The 16727-nt window shown below is 64.1% G+C and carries 17 protein-coding genes; 10 read left to right on the forward strand and 7 right to left on the reverse strand.

What is annotated here, in order from left to right; all coding sequences use genetic code 11:
* Positions 1-126 precede the first annotated feature (126 nt).
* Positions 127-1071: a DUF1402 family protein gene (locus tag ACFPFW_RS08705; RefSeq protein ID WP_114957653.1), complete on the forward strand. Its 945-nt coding sequence runs from the start codon at positions 127-129 to the stop codon at positions 1069-1071.
* Positions 1072-1174: 103 nt separating this feature from the next.
* Here ACFPFW_RS08705 and ACFPFW_RS08710 read toward each other — a convergent pair whose 3' ends face one another.
* On the reverse strand, positions 1175-1597 hold the full coding sequence (locus tag ACFPFW_RS08710) for a glycerophosphodiester phosphodiesterase family protein (protein WP_379770311.1): 423 nt from the start codon (positions 1595-1597) through the stop codon (positions 1175-1177).
* Positions 1594-2334 (reverse strand): glycerophosphodiester phosphodiesterase family protein, encoded by a 741-nt coding sequence (locus ACFPFW_RS08715; protein ID WP_379770314.1) that lies wholly within the window; start codon positions 2332-2334, stop codon positions 1594-1596. Before ACFPFW_RS08715 ends, ACFPFW_RS08710 begins: the two co-directional genes overlap by 4 nt.
* A 359-nt stretch (positions 2335-2693) precedes the next feature.
* Between ACFPFW_RS08715 and ilvD the strand changes: the two genes are divergently transcribed.
* Together ilvD and ACFPFW_RS08725 are read left to right on the forward strand one after the other, a co-directional pair.
* On the forward strand, positions 2694-4418 hold the full coding sequence (gene ilvD, locus ACFPFW_RS08720; protein ID WP_114957591.1) for a dihydroxy-acid dehydratase: 1725 nt from the start codon (positions 2694-2696) through the stop codon (positions 4416-4418).
* A gap of 25 nt (positions 4419-4443) precedes the next feature.
* Positions 4444-5415: a tetratricopeptide repeat protein gene (locus ACFPFW_RS08725; RefSeq protein WP_162799724.1), complete on the forward strand. Its 972-nt coding sequence runs from the start codon at positions 4444-4446 to the stop codon at positions 5413-5415.
* Positions 5416-5693: 278 nt separating this feature from the next.
* Here ACFPFW_RS08725 and ACFPFW_RS08730 read toward each other — a convergent pair whose 3' ends face one another.
* Positions 5694-6446, reverse strand: a complete 753-nt coding sequence (locus ACFPFW_RS08730) for a TerC family protein (protein WP_114957593.1) — start codon at positions 6444-6446, stop codon at positions 5694-5696.
* Between the two features lie 91 nt (positions 6447-6537).
* A complete protein-coding gene (gene xth, locus ACFPFW_RS08735) occupies positions 6538-7329 on the reverse strand; it encodes an exodeoxyribonuclease III (protein ID WP_114957594.1) in 792 nt (263 codons plus the stop codon).
* 59 nt (positions 7330-7388) lie between these two features.
* Between xth and yidD the strand changes: the two genes are divergently transcribed.
* Positions 7389-7712 (forward strand): membrane protein insertion efficiency factor YidD, encoded by a 324-nt coding sequence (yidD, locus tag ACFPFW_RS08740; protein WP_379770320.1) that lies wholly within the window; start codon positions 7389-7391, stop codon positions 7710-7712.
* 47 nt (positions 7713-7759) lie between these two features.
* Entirely contained in the window at positions 7760-9679 is a 1920-nt protein-coding gene (gene thrS, locus ACFPFW_RS08745) for a threonine--tRNA ligase (RefSeq protein WP_114957596.1), read from the forward strand.
* A 168-nt stretch (positions 9680-9847) separates the two neighbouring features.
* On the opposite strand, the gene ACFPFW_RS08750 is transcribed toward thrS, so the two are convergent.
* The gene (locus tag ACFPFW_RS08750; protein WP_114957597.1) at positions 9848-10819 is read right to left on the reverse strand and encodes a hypothetical protein; all 972 of its coding nucleotides are present in this window, start codon (positions 10817-10819) and stop codon (positions 9848-9850) included.
* 103 nt (positions 10820-10922) lie between these two features.
* Here ACFPFW_RS08750 and ACFPFW_RS08755 point away from each other — a divergent pair, with 103 nt between their 5' ends.
* The 5 genes from ACFPFW_RS08755 to ACFPFW_RS08775 all read left to right on the forward strand — a co-directional run bounded on the left by ACFPFW_RS08755 (position 10923) and on the right by ACFPFW_RS08775 (position 15553).
* Complete coding sequence (locus ACFPFW_RS08755; protein WP_114957598.1) at positions 10923-11489, forward strand: nitroreductase family protein; 567 nt, start codon at positions 10923-10925, stop codon at positions 11487-11489.
* Positions 11486-12103 (forward strand): flavin reductase family protein, encoded by a 618-nt coding sequence (locus ACFPFW_RS08760; RefSeq protein ID WP_114957654.1) that lies wholly within the window; start codon positions 11486-11488, stop codon positions 12101-12103. Before ACFPFW_RS08755 ends, ACFPFW_RS08760 begins: the two co-directional genes overlap by 4 nt.
* 89 nt (positions 12104-12192) lie before the next feature.
* Positions 12193-13371, forward strand: a complete 1179-nt coding sequence (locus tag ACFPFW_RS08765; RefSeq protein WP_114957599.1) for an aminotransferase class I/II-fold pyridoxal phosphate-dependent enzyme — start codon at positions 12193-12195, stop codon at positions 13369-13371.
* 114 nt (positions 13372-13485) lie between these two features.
* On the forward strand, positions 13486-14403 hold the full coding sequence (locus ACFPFW_RS08770; protein ID WP_162799725.1) for a lytic transglycosylase domain-containing protein: 918 nt from the start codon (positions 13486-13488) through the stop codon (positions 14401-14403).
* Between the two features lie 4 nt (positions 14404-14407).
* Positions 14408-15553, forward strand: a complete 1146-nt coding sequence (locus ACFPFW_RS08775; RefSeq protein ID WP_162799726.1) for a DUF2336 domain-containing protein — start codon at positions 14408-14410, stop codon at positions 15551-15553.
* A gap of 55 nt (positions 15554-15608) precedes the next feature.
* On the opposite strand, the gene ACFPFW_RS08780 is transcribed toward ACFPFW_RS08775, so the two are convergent.
* Both ACFPFW_RS08780 and ACFPFW_RS08785 read right to left on the reverse strand, forming a co-directional pair.
* Positions 15609-16184: an Hpt domain-containing protein gene (locus ACFPFW_RS08780; protein ID WP_114957601.1), complete on the reverse strand. Its 576-nt coding sequence runs from the start codon at positions 16182-16184 to the stop codon at positions 15609-15611.
* Positions 16181-16726, reverse strand: coding sequence for a response regulator transcription factor (locus ACFPFW_RS08785; RefSeq protein WP_114957602.1), 546 nt, complete (start codon positions 16724-16726; stop codon positions 16181-16183). The genes ACFPFW_RS08780 and ACFPFW_RS08785 overlap by 4 nt, the downstream gene beginning before the upstream one ends.
* Position 16727: the final 1 nt, after the last annotated feature.

Genomic DNA, 16727 nt, shown 5'->3' on the forward strand with positions numbered 1-16727 from the left:
ACCATCGAACCAGACTCGCGTTTGCGGTGACTTCTTAAAGAGGCCGTAAGCGAACCGGGTGCCAGGGACACGGAAAACTTGAAACGTATCCTGCTGGCAGTAGCCCTCGTCTTCGCGTGCGCGACAATGTCTTCGGTGGCATCTGCCGGGCCTCTGGTCGTGCCGGAAGGAAATCGGAACAAGGAGCAGCCCAAGGTGCCGGGCGGTTCCGTCGCGCGGACGAAGGCCGGCAAGACCACGTTCGACGAGAAGTACGACAAGGTCATCGACCTTCTGGCGCACGACAAGACGCTGATCTCGAAGATCAAGTCGACGGCCGCCACTTATGGGATCGATCCGATCCACATGATCGGCGCCATCGTCGGCGAACATACATACAATGTCGACGCTTACGACCGGCTGCAGACCTATTACATCAAGGCCGTCTCTTACGCCGGCGACAGCTTCCGCTTCGGCTACGGCAGCGAATCCGTCCTGGACTTCGCGACGCGACCCGAATTCAAGAAGTGCGCCGACCTTACGGATTCCTACAAGCTTTGGTCCTGCCGCGAAGATGTCTGGGACAAGACGTTCCGAGGCCGCACCGTCGGTGGAACCGCTTTCCCGAACAATCGCTTCAGCGCGGTATTCTTCCAGCCCTTCTTCGCTGGCCAGACTTTCGGGCTCGGGCAGGAGAACCCGCTGACGGCCCTGATGCTGTCGGACATGGTGGCGAAGACGTCAGGCTATCCCAAGCTCGATGCGGGCAAGGCGGCGGACGTCTATTCGGCGATCATGGACCCCGACAAGTCGCTCGCCTACATGGCGGCGATCATCCGTCGCGCGATCGACGACTACAAGACGATCGCCAATGTCGACATCTCCAAGAACCCGGGCATCACCGCGACGCTCTACAATACCGGCGGGTCGGAGGAACGCGCGGCCGCTCTTGCGGCGAAGGCCGGGCGCGCCTTGCCGGAGGAGAATTATTACGGCTGGCTCGTCAACGACAAGCTCGCCGAACTGAAGGCGCTCCTCGAGGAGCCGCGGCCCACGGCGTCCAACCGGCCGGTTGACCCGCGCAAGGAATAGGCCGCGCTCAACCATCCGGGGTGCAGGCAAAGCGTCCCACAATCCCGATACTGCAATCAGACGAGACGGGGCTGTACCGCCGGGAAGCGGTACGGCCGTTTGCTCAGTTCGTCGCGTTGTTGCGCGCGGCGACGGCCTGGTCGGCGAAATCACTGAAGATGCCGTCCACGCCGATGTCGAGGAAGGCGCGGTATTCGGCGGCCGGATCGCCGTTATAGGTCGAGGCCAGCCGGCGCGGTTCGCTGCGGAACGTCCAGGTCTGGACGAAAAGGCCCGTCGCGTGCGCGTTCTTCACGACGTCGGTCGGCTTCGCCGCCACCTTGTCGCGCTCGTCCATCTTGCCGTCGGCGTTGAGATCGTCCGGCTTGCCGTCGCCGTTCGCATCGACCGGGACGTTCGGGATCAGATAGGCCTTCCACGGCGAGATGCCGTCGGCATAGGTCGCGACTTCCTTGAGGCCGTCGGCGGTCAGGATGTCGTTGTTGGTCCGCTTGTCGCCGGTGACGACGAAATCGTACGGCTTCACATAGGGCGGTTCGGCGGTGTTCTTGCCTGCGCGTCGGTCGAGCTGCCGTCGACGAGCTGGACCAGGCGGACGTTCGTCTTGCCGCGCAGATATTTGAGATTCGCCGTCTCGAAGCTCTGGATGATCACCGGCGAGCTCTTCTCGGTCCAGCCGGCCTTCTGCAGCGTCTCGACGAGGCGGTCCTCGATCGGCAGGCCCATCGCGGTGTGGAAGGTCGGGTGCTTGGTCTCGGGCGCGATGCCGATCGTGCGGCCGGTGCGTTGGCTCTGCTCCTTGGCGAGGTCGATCACCTCCTGGAAGGTCGGCACCAGGAACTTGCCGTTGAAGCTCTGGTCGCGCTCGGCCAACGGCTGCTTGGCGCGCAGCGTCTTGATCTCGGCAAGGGTGAAGTCGCTGGCGAACCAGTCCTCGGTCGGGATGCCATCGATGTTGAGCGTGCGCTTGCGGGCGGCGAATTCCGGACGGTCGGCAACGTCCGTCGTGCCACCGAGCATCGGTTCGTGGCGGGCGACCAGTACGCCATCCTTGGTCACGACGAGGTCGGGCTCGATGAAGTCGGCGCCCATCTCGATGGCCTTGGTATAACCCTCGAGGGTGTGGTCGGGGAGATAGCCCGGAGTGCCGCGATGGGCGATGACGAGCGCGCGCTGGCCGTTGAGCGTCTTCCCCTGGGCGAGGGCAGGGGCCGTGAAGGCTGCCACGGCGACCGAGGCGGCGAGAATCGTGCGAAGGATCATGGTCCGACCTCCAAATCGGGTTTTCAGTAGCGCGAACCTCTCCCGATTTGATGACGAGCGGACGACCCGCGTAGGACTTTCGGACGGTGGCGGAGATGCCGGATCTCGGGCCCGCAAGGGAGCGGTCCGGAAGGGTCGAAACAGTCGTGTGACACTTCCGCAACGCTGTTGCCGAATTGCTTCCAGAGGCTCCGCGTTAAGAGACATTTGCCCCAATTGCGCCATAGAGGAAGACGCATGTCGTGACCAGCTTGAGCGGGGCCAGGACGGCCGCTCCTCAGGTGAGCCGTCGAGGCATAAAACGGTCGTCCATTCAACGGGTTGCGTACGTGTGCTAAAGCAGCGCGCGAAGGACAGAGATGGACGCCAAGGTTTTTCAGAAGAACAATCTTCCCAGCCGCCATGTGACGGAGGGACCGACCCGCGCCCCCCATCGCTCATACCTCTACGCGATGGGCCTCACGAAGGAGCAGATTCACCAGCCGCTGGTCGGCGTGGCGAGCTGCTGGAACGAGGCCGCCCCCTGCAACATTTCGCTGATGCGTCAGGCGCAGGCGGTGAAGAAGGGCGTCGCGGCTGCCAACGGCACCCCGCGCGAATTCTGCACCATCACCGTCACCGACGGCATCGCGATGGGCCATGAGGGCATGAAGTCCTCGCTGGCGTCCCGCGAGGTCATCGCTGACTCGGTCGAGCTCACCATGCGCGGCCATTCCTACGACGCGCTCGTCGGCCTCGCCGGCTGCGACAAGTCCCTGCCGGGCATGATGATGGCGATGCTCCGCCTCAACGTGCCGTCGATCTTTATCTATGGCGGCTCGATCCTGCCGGGTTCGTTCCGCGGCCAGCCGGTCACGGTGCAGGATTTGTTCGAGGCGGTCGGCAAGCATTCGGTCGGCGCGATGTCGGACGAGGATCTCGATGAGCTCGAATCCGTCGCCTGTCCCTCGGCCGGCGCCTGCGGCGCGCAGTTCACCGCCAATACGATGGCGACCGTCTCCGAGGCGATCGGCCTGGCGCTGCCTTATTCGGCCGGTGCGCCTGCTCCTTACGAAATCCGCGACCGGTTCTGCATGACCGCCGGCGAACAGATCATGGAGCTCATCGCCCGCAACATCCGTCCGCGCGACATCGTCACCAAGAAGGCGCTGGAGAACGCCGCGACCGTGGTCGCCGCGACCGGCGGCTCGACCAATGCGGCGCTGCATCTCCCGGCCATGGCGAACGAGATCGGCATCGACTTCGATCTGTTCGACGTCGCCGAAATCTTCAAGAAGACGCCGTACATCGCCGACCTGAAGCCGGGTGGCCGTTATGTGGCGAAGGATCTCTTCGAGGTCGGCGGCGTGCCGCTGATCATGAAGACACTCCTCGATCACGGATTCCTGCACGGCGAATGTTTGACAGTTTCCGGCCGCACTATCGCCGAGAACATGAGCAAGGTTCGCTGGAACGATCAGCAGGATGTCGTCATGCCCGCGAACAAGCCCATTACGCCCACCGGCGGCGTCGTCGGCCTGTCCGGCAACTTGGCGCCGGACGGCGCGATCGTGAAGGTTGCGGGCCTGAAAAATCAGAAGTTCTCGGGTCCGGCCCGGTGCTTCGACAATGAGGAAGCCTGCTTCGAGGCTGTCAATAATCGCTCCTACAAAGAGGGCGAAGTCCTGGTGATCCGATACGAGGGTCCGAAGGGCGGTCCGGGCATGCGCGAGATGCTGCAGACGACTGCGGCGCTCTACGGTCAGGGAATGGGCGACAAGGTGGCTTTGATTACCGACGGTCGCTTCTCGGGGGCAACCCGCGGCTTCTGCATCGGCCATGTTGGGCCGGAGGCAGCGGTCGGCGGCCCGATCGCTCTGATCCGTGACGGCGACATCATCGACATCGACGCGGTCGAAGGCCGCCTCGAAGTCCGGTTGTCGGCGGAAGAATTGGAGGCTCGCAAGGCGCAGTGGACGCCGCGTGAGACAGGGTTTGGGTCTGGGGCTTTGTGGAAGTTCGCCCAGGGCGTAGGGCCGGCGCGTAACGGCGCCGTCACCCATCCAGGCGCAAAGCATGAGACACGCTGTTATGCGGATATTTAGCGCCAGCGCTAAAGCCTCTTTGTTTGTGGCCGTCTTCGCGGCCGGTCCGGCGTTGGCTTTCGACGTCGGCCGGTCGAGCGACGGAACCCCGCTGCCGTTCGAGAGTGGCTCGAACGACATGGCCCTTGCCTTCGACGGCACGGCTTCGACCCCTGACGCGCCGCCGGCGACTTCCGCTCCAGCGGGGTCGGCGGCCATTACCGGCGCCGATCCGGCGGGTGGGCTGTTCGATGCGACGGCGCTCGGAACCGCCGCGTCGTCCGCTCCCGTTTCGGACAGCTCGCCGCTCGATGCCTTTAACCGGGCCCGCAATGCCTATCGTGCGGGTGACAAGGCCTCGGCTCTATCGGCTCTGCAGTTCGCGGCTGGGCAGGGGCATGCCGGCGCTCAGTGGATGCTCGGCCGGATGTATGCCGAGGGCGACGGTGTCAGCCATGACGACCTCAAGGCGTTCGAATATTTCCGCGAGCTGGTGAACAAGGCCGGCGACGATGCCTCCGACAGCCCCGAAGGCCGCAGCAATGCGCCCTACGTCTCCAATGCGCTGGTCTGGCTCGGCTCGTATTATCTCGAAGGCATTCCCGGCACGGCCGTGAAGCCGAACCCGCAGGCGGCCGTTCGCCTGTTCACGGACGCGGCGTCGAACTACGGCGATCCGAACGCCCAGTATAATCTCGCCCGCATGTATCTCGACGGGAACGGCGTGAAGCGCGACCCGGCCCAGGCGGTGCGCTGGCTGAACCTCGCCGCGCAGAAAAGCCACGGTCCGTCGCGCGCGCTGCTCGGCCACATGATGTTCAAGGGCGAGATCGTGAAGAAGCAGCCGGCCCGCGGCCTGATGCTGATGATGCTGGCCCGCCAGGCGGCGGAGCAGTCCGGTGCCCCGGACGCGCAGTGGATCATCGACCTGCATGAGAAGGCGCTGGCCGAAAGCTCCGAGGAGGAGCGCAGCGGTGCCCTTGGCGTACTCGACGGATGGCTGAAGGCACGGAACTGAGTTTCCGCTTAAGGTCCCTGCGTTCAGTCAGGGACCTCCGCTTTGCCCGTCACCACAATCGATCCCAAATCCGCGCTGAATCGCGGGTAGCGCGCTTTCCGGGGCGGCGAAGCCGAGCCCGGAATCCATAACCCCTGTGCCGATGGATCGTCATGCTCGGTTCGACCGGGGCATCCATCCCGACCTTTGATCGATCCTCCGGTCAAGCCGGAGGATGACGATCTCGGTCTGCTGCGGAGTATGTTCCCGGGCTCGGCTCCGCCGCCCGGGACACGGCCTCAGTGCAGCTCCGTCGTTGAAGGCTTCTTCTTCGCTCGTCTCGCGAACATGTTCAGAAGCTCGATGCCCGCCGAGAACGCCATCGCGGTATAGATGTAGCCCTTCGGGACATGAGCGCCGAAGCCTTCCGCGATCAGTGTCGTACCGATCAGCAGCAGGAAGCCAAGCGCCAGCATGACGATGGTCGGGTTCCGAGCGATGAAGTTCGCCAACGGATCGGCGGCGAGCAGCATGACGCCGACGGTGACGACCACCGCCACCACCATGATCGGGATGTGCGGGGTCATGCCGACGGCGGTGATGATGCTGTCGACCGAGAAGACGAGATCGAGGATGAGGATCTGCCCGATCGCTGCGGCGACGCTCGGCGCCGCCGACGCCTTCTCGAACATGTCGCCTTCTTCCGGCGGATCGACGTGGTGATGGATCTCCTTGGTCGCCTTCCAGACGAGGAAGAGGCCGCCGGCGATCAAAATCATATCGCGCCATGAGAAGCCGTGGCCGAATGCGGTGAAGACCGGGGCGGTCAGGCCGACGATGATGGCGACTGTTCCTAGCAGGGCGAGCCGGAGCACGACCGCCATGCCGATGCCGAGGCGGCGCGCAAAGCTGCGCTTCTCTTCAGGTAGTTTGTTGGTGAGGATGGAGATGAAGATCAGGTTGTCGATGCCGAGAACGATCTCCATCGCGATCAATGTCGCAAGGGCTGCCCAGGCTGCGGGATCCGACAGAAGTCCGATCGCATATTCCATCCGGTTTTTTAACCTCCACTGTGGTCAGGAGAATTTGCTGCCCGGCGAGCGCGGGGCAAGTCGTACCTCTACGGAAAAGTTGTGACGTCCATTATCGGGGCTCGATCGCGAAGTCGCCGATCACCGGGACATGGTCGGACGGCTTGTCCCAGGCGCGGACATATTTGTCGATGCGCACGCCGCGAAGCCGGTCGGCCGCCTGCGGCGACAGCAGCAGGTGATCGATCCGCAGTCCCGCATTCCGCTGCCAGGCACCCGCCTGATAGTCCCAGAACGTGTAGAGCCCGGATTCGTCGGTGGTCGCCCGCAGCGCCTCGGTCAGGCCCAGATTGAGCAGAGCGTCGAACGCCTGCCGCGTCTCGATCTTGAACAGCGCGTCCTCGACCCAGGCTGCGGGATTGTGGACGTCTTCGGCCGCGGGAATGACGTTGTAGTCACCCGCGAGGATCAGCGGCTCTTCCAGGAGAAGCCGCGCCGCAACATGCTGGCGAAGGCGCTCCATCCAGGCGAGCTTGTAGGGATATTTCGCGGTGTCGACCGGATTGCCGTTCGGCAGGTAGATCGAGGCAACGCGCATGATGCCGTCTTCGGTCGAAATCTCGGCCTCGATGTAGCGCGACTGCTCGTCGGCTGAATCGCCGGGCAGGTTCACATGCCGCTCGTCGATCGGATGGCGCGACAGGATCGCAACGCCGTTCCACGACTTCTGGCCGTGCACCGCGGAGTTATAGCCGGCGTCTTCGAAGGCCTCGCGCGGGAACTGCTCGTTCTGGCACTTGATCTCCTGAAGGCAGAGCACGTCCGGCTCCGCCTCCTTCAGCCAGCGTAGGACGTTCTCCTGTCGGAGGCGGACGGAATTGATGTTCCAGGTCGCGATGCGCATGGCGTGTTTGTCGCCGGTTTGCCGCCGGGGGGCAAGCCGCCTACATGGTGATCAACGCCATGATGAAACACCTGCTCCTCGCGCCGATCTGGGTCTACCGCAACGCGATCTCGCCCGTGATCGGGCCGCGCTGTCGCTATGAGCCGACCTGCTCGACCTTCGCTGTCGAGGCGATCGAGAGGCATGGCGCCTGGGCGGGCGGCTGGATGACGACGGCACGGCTCTGTCGCTGCCATCCGCTCGGGCCGGCCGGTATCGACCCGGTTCCGGAGCAATTGCCCGTTAACGGACGCTGGTATATGCCGTGGCGCTACGGGCGCTGGACCGGCCGGCACATGGCCTACCGCACCGATCGCAGGGCGCAACGCGCCTCCTCCCGATAACCGCTTACCTGCTTGGTTTGCAGGGCTGAGCGATTGAGGTTCTTGTCATGCCAATCCTTACATTCCCCGATGGTGCCGCGCGTGAATATCCCGCGGGCTCCACGGGTCTCGACGTCGCCAAGGCCATCTCGCCATCGCTCGCGAAGCGCACCGTCGCGATGGCCCTCAACGGCACCCTTCACGATCTCGCCGACGAGATCGTCGCCGACTCGAAGATCGACTTCGTCGGCCGCGACGACCCGCGCGCGCTCGAACTGATCCGCCACGACGCCGCCCACGTGCTGGCCGAGGCGGTGCAGGATCTGTTCCCCGGCACCCAGGTCACCATCGGCCCGGTGATCGAGAACGGCTTCTATTACGACTTCTTCCGCGAGGAGCCCTTCTCTATCGAGGACCTGGCCGCCATCGAGAAGAAGATGCGCGAGATCATCGGCCGCGACCGCCCCTTCACCAAGGAGATCTGGTCGCGCGACGAGGCGAAGGAATTCTTCCGCAAAAAGGGCGAGACCTTCAAGATCGAGCTCGTCGACGCGATCCCGGCCGGGCAGGAACTGAAGATCTACAAGCAGGGCGAATGGCTCGACCTCTGCCGCGGCCCACACATGACCTCGACCGGCAAGGTCGGCAATGCGTTCAAGCTGACCAAGGTCGCGGGCGCGTACTGGCGCGGCGATTCCAACAATCCGCAGCTCCAGCGCATCTACGGCACGGCTTTCGCCACGCAGGATGAGCTGGACGCCTATCTGCACCAGATCGAGGAGGCCGAGCGCCGCGACCATCGCAAGCTCGGCCGCGAGATGGATCTCTTCCACTTCCAGGAGGAGGCGCCCGGCTCGGTGTTCTGGCATCCGAAGGGCTGGACGCTCTTCCAGATGCTGATCGCCTATATGCGCCGCCGTCAGAACGCGGCCGGCTACACCGAGGTGAATTCTCCGGACATGATGGACCGGAGTCTCTGGGAGACCTCGGGTCATTGGCAGACCTACCATGACCACATGTTCACGACGAAGACCGAGGACGAGCGTGTCTACGCCCTGAAGCCGATGAACTGCCCGGGTCATATCTGCATCTTCAAGAACGGGCTGAAGAGCTATCGCGACCTGCCGACGAAGCTGGCCGAATTCGGAAAGGTGCATCGCTACGAGCCGTCGGGCGCGTTGCATGGCCTGCTTCGCGTGCGCTCGTTCACCCAGGACGATGCGCATGTCTTCTGCACCGCAGAGCAGCTGCTCGAGGAGTGTCTGAAGGTTAACGACCTGATCCTGTCGATCTATCACGACTTCGGCTTCGAGGACGTGCGGATCAAGCTCTCCACCCGGCCGGACAAGCGCATCGGCTCGGACGAGGTGTGGGACAGTGCGGAAGAGGCGCTCGAAGGGGCGCTCCGGAAGTCCGGCCGCCCGTATACGATCAATGCGGGCGAGGGCGCGTTCTACGGGCCGAAGCTCGAATACGTGCTGCGCGATGCGATCGGCCGCGATTGGCAATGTGGCACCCTGCAGGTCGACTTCAACATGCCGGGACGTCTCGGCGCCTTCTACATCGCCCCTTCGGGCGAGAAAGTGCAGCCGGTCATGCTGCACCGCGCGATGTTCGGCTCGCTGGAGCGTTTCACCGGTATCCTGATCGAGCAGCATGCCGGCGCGTTTCCGCTCTGGCTGTCGCCGGTCCAGGTCATGGTCGCGACCATCACGCAGGACGCGGACGACTACGCCCATGACGTGGTCGCGGCGATGAAGAAGGCAGGGCTCCGCGCGGAGGCCGATCTTCGCAACGAGAAGATCACCTACAAGGTGCGCGAGCACTCGCTGGCCAAGGTGCCGGTGCTGGCGGTGATCGGCCGGAAGGAAGCAGCGGAGCGGACCCTGTCGATCCGCCGCCTCGGCTCGCCGGACCAGACTCCGTCGACGCTCGACGACGCGATCAAGGCGCTGGTCGAAGAGGCGAAGGCGCCGGACGAACGTTAGGCGCGGGGATCACCCTCTCCCACTGGGAGAGGGCCGACTCAAGCCGGAAGGCTTGGAGCGGGGTGAGGGGACTGCCCTCTCGGTCAGGCTCGACGGCGTTCCATCGAGAAGTCTAACCGGCCGACGCTGTCGCGTCGTGCCGACCTCTCCCTTTGGGAGAGGCAAGACTCACCGCGCCAGGACGTCGATCCGCGCGTTCTTGCCGGCGGAGACTTCGAACGGCTTTTGGAACGGTTGAGGCTGTCCGTCGACGCGCGCCACGGCGACATATTCGCCTTCGGCCAGAATGATATCGCGCGTGCTGTTGAGGGTATCGGTCACGGCGTCGCCGCCGGGTGTGAGGATGTTCCAGTTGGCGTTCTGGATCTCGATCCCGCCCGCGCCGACGAGACGAAGCGCGACATGGGCCGCTTTGTGCAGAACCGCGGCGTCCGTCAGCTTGCCGGGCTCAACCCGGACCTCGGAGACGACACGGGCATTCGCCTGTCCGTAGGTGGACGTGATCTGGTAGGAGCCAGCCGGCAGGCGCACGATATCGCCGGCCTTGATCCTGTCGGCGATCAGCCGCTCCATCTCCCCTTCGGTGCGATGAATCTCGAAGCTGAGATCCTTGGCCGGAATCGCCTTGTTGGCGACGCTGCCGGTGAAGCGGATCGCGCCGGCATTGAGCACGATGCGCTGGCTTTCAGCGCCGGTACCTAGCACCACGGGGCGCGTGACGGTCGCGAGTCCATAGCTGACATGGACGATGTAGCCGCCGGGATCGAGTGTCACTAGCGGGCGCGAATCGGTCGTTTCGACGACGAGCGCGTGGTTGCCGTTGACGTCCGCCTGATCGGAGAAGATGCGCCAGCGCAGGCCGGCATTGATCGCGTCCGATCCTTCGAAGAAGAAGGCCTGGAGGCTCAGCACCGTCTTCGTCATCGACGACGGGCTGACCGGGGCGAGCGTTCCGCGGCGAAGACCATCCGGACTTACGATGCTGCTGCCCGGCGACAGATCGATACCAGGAGCCGGAAGATTCATTCCGGGATCGGCAAGCGAGTTCGACTGCGCGTGGACGAGCGACGGGGCGGAGACCGCCACCAGCACCGAGACCAGAAGGCTGCGCGCGAGGCGTCGCATTTCCGTGATCAGCATGGAAATGGGTTTTCACGAAACCGGGGCATTTGCAAGACAACGACGGTCGGCGTTGCCCACTGTGCCGGATTTTGCGAAGAGGTGTGACATATCTGGAGAGTACATGCCCGAAGCCATCGACCTTCTGCTCACCCGCCGTTCCGTGCCTGCGTTCACGCTCACCGAACCCGGCCCTTCCAAGGAACAGCTCGAGCAAATGCTCACCGCCGCGAGCCGCGTGCCGGATCACGGCAAGCTCGCGCCCTGGCGGTTCATCCTGATCGAGGGACCCGCCCGCAAGACCTTCTCGGCAAAGCTGACCGAGCTTGCCCTGGCCGAACGCCCGGATGCCGACCGCCAGAAACTGTCGGAAGACGAGAAGAAGTTCGACGCGCCGCTGACCGTGGTCGTCGTCAGCCGCTCCGGGCCGCATGTGAAGATCCCGGAATGGGAGCAGAACCTTTCGGTCGGCGCCGCCTGCATGAACCTTGTCGCGGCGGCTCATGCACTCGGGTTCAAGGCCAACTGGCTGACCGGCTGGGGCTCCTACGACCGTCGTGTCGCGGAACTGCTCGGCCTGTCGTCGACGGAAAAGGTGGCCGGCTTCATCCATATCGGTTCGAGCGACATGGTACCGGCAGACCGTCCGCGTCCGCCGCTCGACGAGATCGCGACCCGGTGGATCGGGTGAGCGAGGACATCCACTTCTACGAACCGGCCAAGGGGCACAGGCTCCCGCACGATCCGTTCAAGGCAATCATCGCGCCGCGTCCGATCGGCTGGATTTCGTCAGTGGATCTAAAGGGGCGGGTCAATCTCGCCCCCTACAGTTTCTTCAACGCCTTCTCGTCCGTGCCGCCGATCATCGGCTTCTCCAGCGAAGGTTGGAAAGACAGCGTCACGAACATCGAGGCGACGAAGGAATTCGTCTTCAACCTCGCGACCATGCCCCTGGCCGAGGCGATGAATGCGACGGGCGCGCCGCATCCGCACGGCGTCGACGAGATGCGGGAGGCCGGGCTAGACCCTGCGCCGTCGCAGATCGTCAGGGCGCCACGGGTGGCGAAGAGCCCGGCGGCGCTCGAATGCCGTCTGCTCGACATCATCGAGCTGAAGGACCTCGACGGGCAGAAGCTCGGCCGATACCTCATCCTCGGCCAGGTCGTCGGCGTCCACATCGACCGCGCCTATCTGGTCGATGGGCTGTTCGACACCGCCGCCGCCCGTCCGATCGCGCGCTGCGGCTACCGCGCAGATTATGCCGAGGTCGCGAGCCTCTTCGAGATGAACAGACTTCAGCGCTGATCCTCGTTCTCCGCTATCGTCGACGGATGGAGCCCGCGCCGGCGGTGCGTATCTGCCTCTGACGTCTCGGCGAATGGGGGAGCGGAAGAATGGTCTCAAATCGCATCGCTGCCGCGAATGCAGCCGCCTCGGCAATCGGCCGCTTTTTCATGGAGTGCGGCGAACGGCGCCGAAATCCCGACCTCTCCGACCTCACCTTCGGCAATCCGAACGAGATGCCCTTGGCCGGGATCGGCGATGCGATCCGCGCTCGGGCCGTGCCGCGGAACAAGGACTGGTTCGCCTATAAGGCGAGCGAGGCCGAGCCGCAGGCCTTCATTGCCGAACATGCCGGTCGCGAACTGGGTTTGAAATTCGAACCCGCCGATATCGCGCTGACGGCCGGTGCGTTCGCCGCGATCAATGTTGCGATCCATATGGTGCTCGACGCCGGCGACGAGGCGATCTTCTCCGAGCCCGCTTGGTTCTGCTATGAGCCGATGCTGCTCGCAGCCGGCGTGGTGCCGCGGAAGGTCCGCCTCAAGCCGCCCGCGTTCGATCTCGACCTTGCCGCGATCGAGGCGGCGATCAGCCCGAAAACGCGGCTGGTCATCGTCAACACGCCGCACAATCCGACCGGCCGCATCTGCGACCGTGCCACGCTTGCAGAACTGGCGGACTTGCTGGAGCGTGCGTCCCGACGGGTCGGCCACCGGATCTATCTGCTTTCGGACGAGCCCTATCGGCGACTCCGGTTCGACGGCAGAGGCTTCGTCAGTCCGGCTACCCTCTATCCCTGGACCCTGATTTCATACAGCTACGGTAAAGTCCTGCTCGCCCCGGGCCAGCGCATCGGCTATCTCGCGATCTCTCCCCTGATGCCTCCGTCCGATCGCCAGGCGATCCGGGACTCCATGCTGGTCGCGCAGATGGCGCTTGGCTGGTGTTTCCCCAACGCTGTCATGCAATACGCCGTGCCGGATCTCGAAACGCTGTCGATCGACCTGAACGCGCTGACCAGTCGCCGCGACCGGCTGATTTCCGTTCTGGATACGGCGGGATATGGCCCGCTGGTCCCGGAAGGCACATTCTATATCTGGAGCAAATGGCCCAAAGGCGCCCCCAACCTGTTTTGGCAGGCGCTGGCGGAGCGGGATGTACTGGTCTTGCCCGGTGGCTTCATGAACTTGCCAGAGTATTTCCGCATCAGTCTCACGGCCTCGGATGCAATGGTCGACCGGGCGCTGCCGGTATTCACCGAGGTGGCACAGGAGAATACTGACGATTGACCGGCCTTGGTGTGTGCAACGTTAACCGTTGTTAACGTCTCGTTTACCATAAGCGGCCGAAGCTCGCGGCGGGCAGGAAATAGCCCGATTCCACCGTCTGGTGCCGCCGCAACTATGAGCAACTGGTCCGTCAGTTCAGTCACCCAAAGCGTTTCCGGCGCCCTGCGCCGGGCGGCTTCGGCGACGGGCGCGGGCTTCGACTACCTCGTCAAAACTGCGATGCGCGAGTCGAGCATGGACCCGTCGGCCAAGGCCAAGGGTTCTTCCGCCGCCGGCATGTTCCAGTTCACCGAGCAGACCTGGCTGCAGATGGTGAAGGAGGAGGGACCGAAATACGGCCTCGACGGCCAGGCCGACGCGATCACCAGGACGCCGTCCGGCCGGTTCACGGTCAAGGATCCGGAGCAGAAGGAAGACATCCTCGCTCTCCGTTACGATCCGCAGATCTCGTCGGTTATGGCCGGCGCCTTCACCCAGCGCAACGAAGAGACCATGACGGCCGCGCTGCGCCGTCCGCCGAGCGATGGCGAGCTTTATGCGGCTCATTTCCTTGGTGCCCAAGGCGCGATCGACCTGATCAGGCTCGCGTCCTCCAATCCCGCCGCGTCGGCGGCAAAGGCGTTCCCGGACGCGGCCGCCGCCAACCCAACGATCTTCTACAACAAGGGCCAACCGCGCAGTTCCTCGGAAGTGCTCGCGGGTTTGGTGAAGAAGCACGACGGCACGCCGGCCGTGCCGAGCTACACCAGCGGCCAGACCCTGATGGCGGCGAGCCAGGCTCAGCCGCTTTATCCGACGGCGAGCTATGCCAATCAGGGCCCATTGTTCAATTCCCTGTTCTCGACCAACCGCCGTCCGCCGGTATCCGCCTATGTCCAGGGCATCTGGTCGGGTCTGCAGGCACCGGCAAGCGCCTCGAACGGGACCGGCCCCGTTCGCGCTACCAACAACACGGGCATGCCGCTCGATCTCTCGTCGTACAGAAAATCCGGCGAGCAACAGGCCGGAAACCAGACCACAAAAGGGGTGTAAGGCGATGATCGTCCAGCGTTTCCTTGCATGGGCACCGACCGCGATGCCCGATCTCCGCGCGGAAGCCGCCGGGGCATTGGCGCGGGTCTATCTCTATTCCGATCTCATTCCAGGAGAACGCGAGCGCGCCGCGGCAGCGCTGACGCTCCTCCTCGAAGATCGTTGCCTCGATGTCCGCCAGAACATCGCCGAGGCCTTCGCTTCGCACCCAGCCGCTCCGCGTCACATCGTTCTGGCGCTCGCCCATGATGCTCCGGATATCGCGATGCCGGTCCTGCAGCGCTCTCCGGTTCTGAACGATCAGGATCTGATCGAGATTCTCGCCACGCGCGGAGAAGAGGTCCAGGCCGCGATCGCATGTCGTCCGGACTTGAGCGCGGCCCTTGCGGCGGCGATCGGCGAAATCGCGGGCCCCCGCGCTTGCGTGGTCCTGCTTCAGAATGCCGAGGCGAAATTTACCCCGGGCGTCTTCGCCCGGCTGACACAGCGTTACGGCAACGATCACGAAATCCGCTCGATCCTGTTGAATCGCAACGATCTTCCGATCAGTGAGCGGCAGATACTGCTTCTCAGGCTCGCCCATAGCCTGGGCCGGGTTGCGGAGCGTGAATTCCAGATCGGAAAGGAGCGTGTTCGCCAGCTCACGGAGGATGCCGCCCAGCGCGCCACCTTGATGCTCGCGGGAGAGGAAGCCCACAACGTGCCGGGTCTCGTCAGCCATCTTCGCACTAGCGAGCAGCTGACCACGGGTCTTGTCCTGAAGGCCCTTCTGCGTGGGGATCTCGGCTTCGTACGGTCGGCGTTCGCGGAGCTCACGGGCATGGAGCTCCACCGCGTCGAGCGCTTCCTCGAAGAGCCGGAGCGTGCGGGCTTCCGCGCCCTTTATCGGAGCGCCGGTTTCCCGGAGCCCTATCTCACGGTCTTCCAGGCCGGATTGGCAAGTTGGTACGACAGCGACCGGCGCGACCTTTCGATCGCTGCTGGCCGGAAGCAAGCCGCGGAGCGGGCCCTGCAAGCCGCGGAAAATCACCCGCGAGAACTGGGCCAAGCAATCAATCTGCTGAGCCGGATTGCCACCGAAGCCGCCCGGTACGAGGCGCGCGAGAGGCTGCAGGCTTACGCCGAGCCGTTGAGGTTGGCAGCGGCTTAATCACCGCTTTCCCACAGGTTTTCAACAAGCCTGTCACAAGGGCAGGCTTGCAGGCTCAGTGCTCGACGTTGATCTTCACGAAGCGGTCGACACCGATGATGCGCTCGCGGGCCGTGCGGAGCGAGGTGACGAGGCTGCGGGCAATGTCGTCGCCGCCATTGCGGACATCGTTGCGGACAACGGCGCGGATTGCGTCGACATGGCCGTCGACGAGATCGAGCACGGTCTGGTCGATCTCCTCGGCGCCTTCAATCAAGTCGCACATTCCGTCGGCGAACTCGGCGGCCAGCGGATAGCCGAACGTCTTGCCCTGACCGCGGATATCGTGTCCGGCGCGGTAAAGGATCTGGCGGGCCTCGTCGTCGGCAGGCGTTTCGCGAAGCTTCACCCGTGCTTCTTCGAGATGGTCGATTTCGAGTACCATCCAGCCGGAGAATTCCTTCTCCAGCTCGACGAGAGCCGCTTCCGCGCGCTCCAGCGCCGCCATGTCGAACGTGTCCACCCCGCCCGGACCGCCGATCGTCATCGCGCGTTTGCGGAGAGTGGCCGGCGGCGTGATGACCTTGTGGTCCTTGTGAACCACAGTCTCCACCTTGTCCTCGCGGCGGCTTCTGCTCTTCAAGCTGCTCATATCGCTTCGCGGGCCTTGTGGTAGAGGGGTTGCTGTTCGATCAGCTCGACGACTTCAGCCGTACGGCGTTCCGGACCGAGATAATTGGCCGATTGGGTGCGCCGTCGATCGGGCCCGAAATAGTCCTTGGTCTGGACGAACGGACGCGGATTCACGACCACGTTCAGGATGCGCTGGTAGAGCGATTTCGCCGAGATCGGCTTGCACAGGAATTCGGTGACGCCGGCATCTCGCGCGCGGAGCACGCGGCTCTTTTCCGAATGGCCGGTCAGCATGATGATCGGCGCATAAGGGTTTGAGTTTGCGCCCGGTTTCCGGATCATCGCGGTCAGTTCGAGACCGTCGAAGATCGGCATGGCCCAGTCGGTGATGACGATGTCGGGCAGATAGGTCGTGTAGGCTTCGAGCCCCGCCGCGCCGTCTTCCGCTTCATAGACCTCGCGGGAGCCGAAGCTGTGGAGCAGCGTCCGCAGGATACGGCGCATATGCGCATTGTCGTCGATGACGAGAAAGCGGAGCTTGTTGAAGTCGACCCGGATCATA

The organism is Flaviflagellibacter deserti, assembly GCF_042652085.1.
Classification (GTDB): Bacteria; Pseudomonadota; Alphaproteobacteria; order Rhizobiales; family Methylopilaceae; genus Flaviflagellibacter; species Flaviflagellibacter deserti.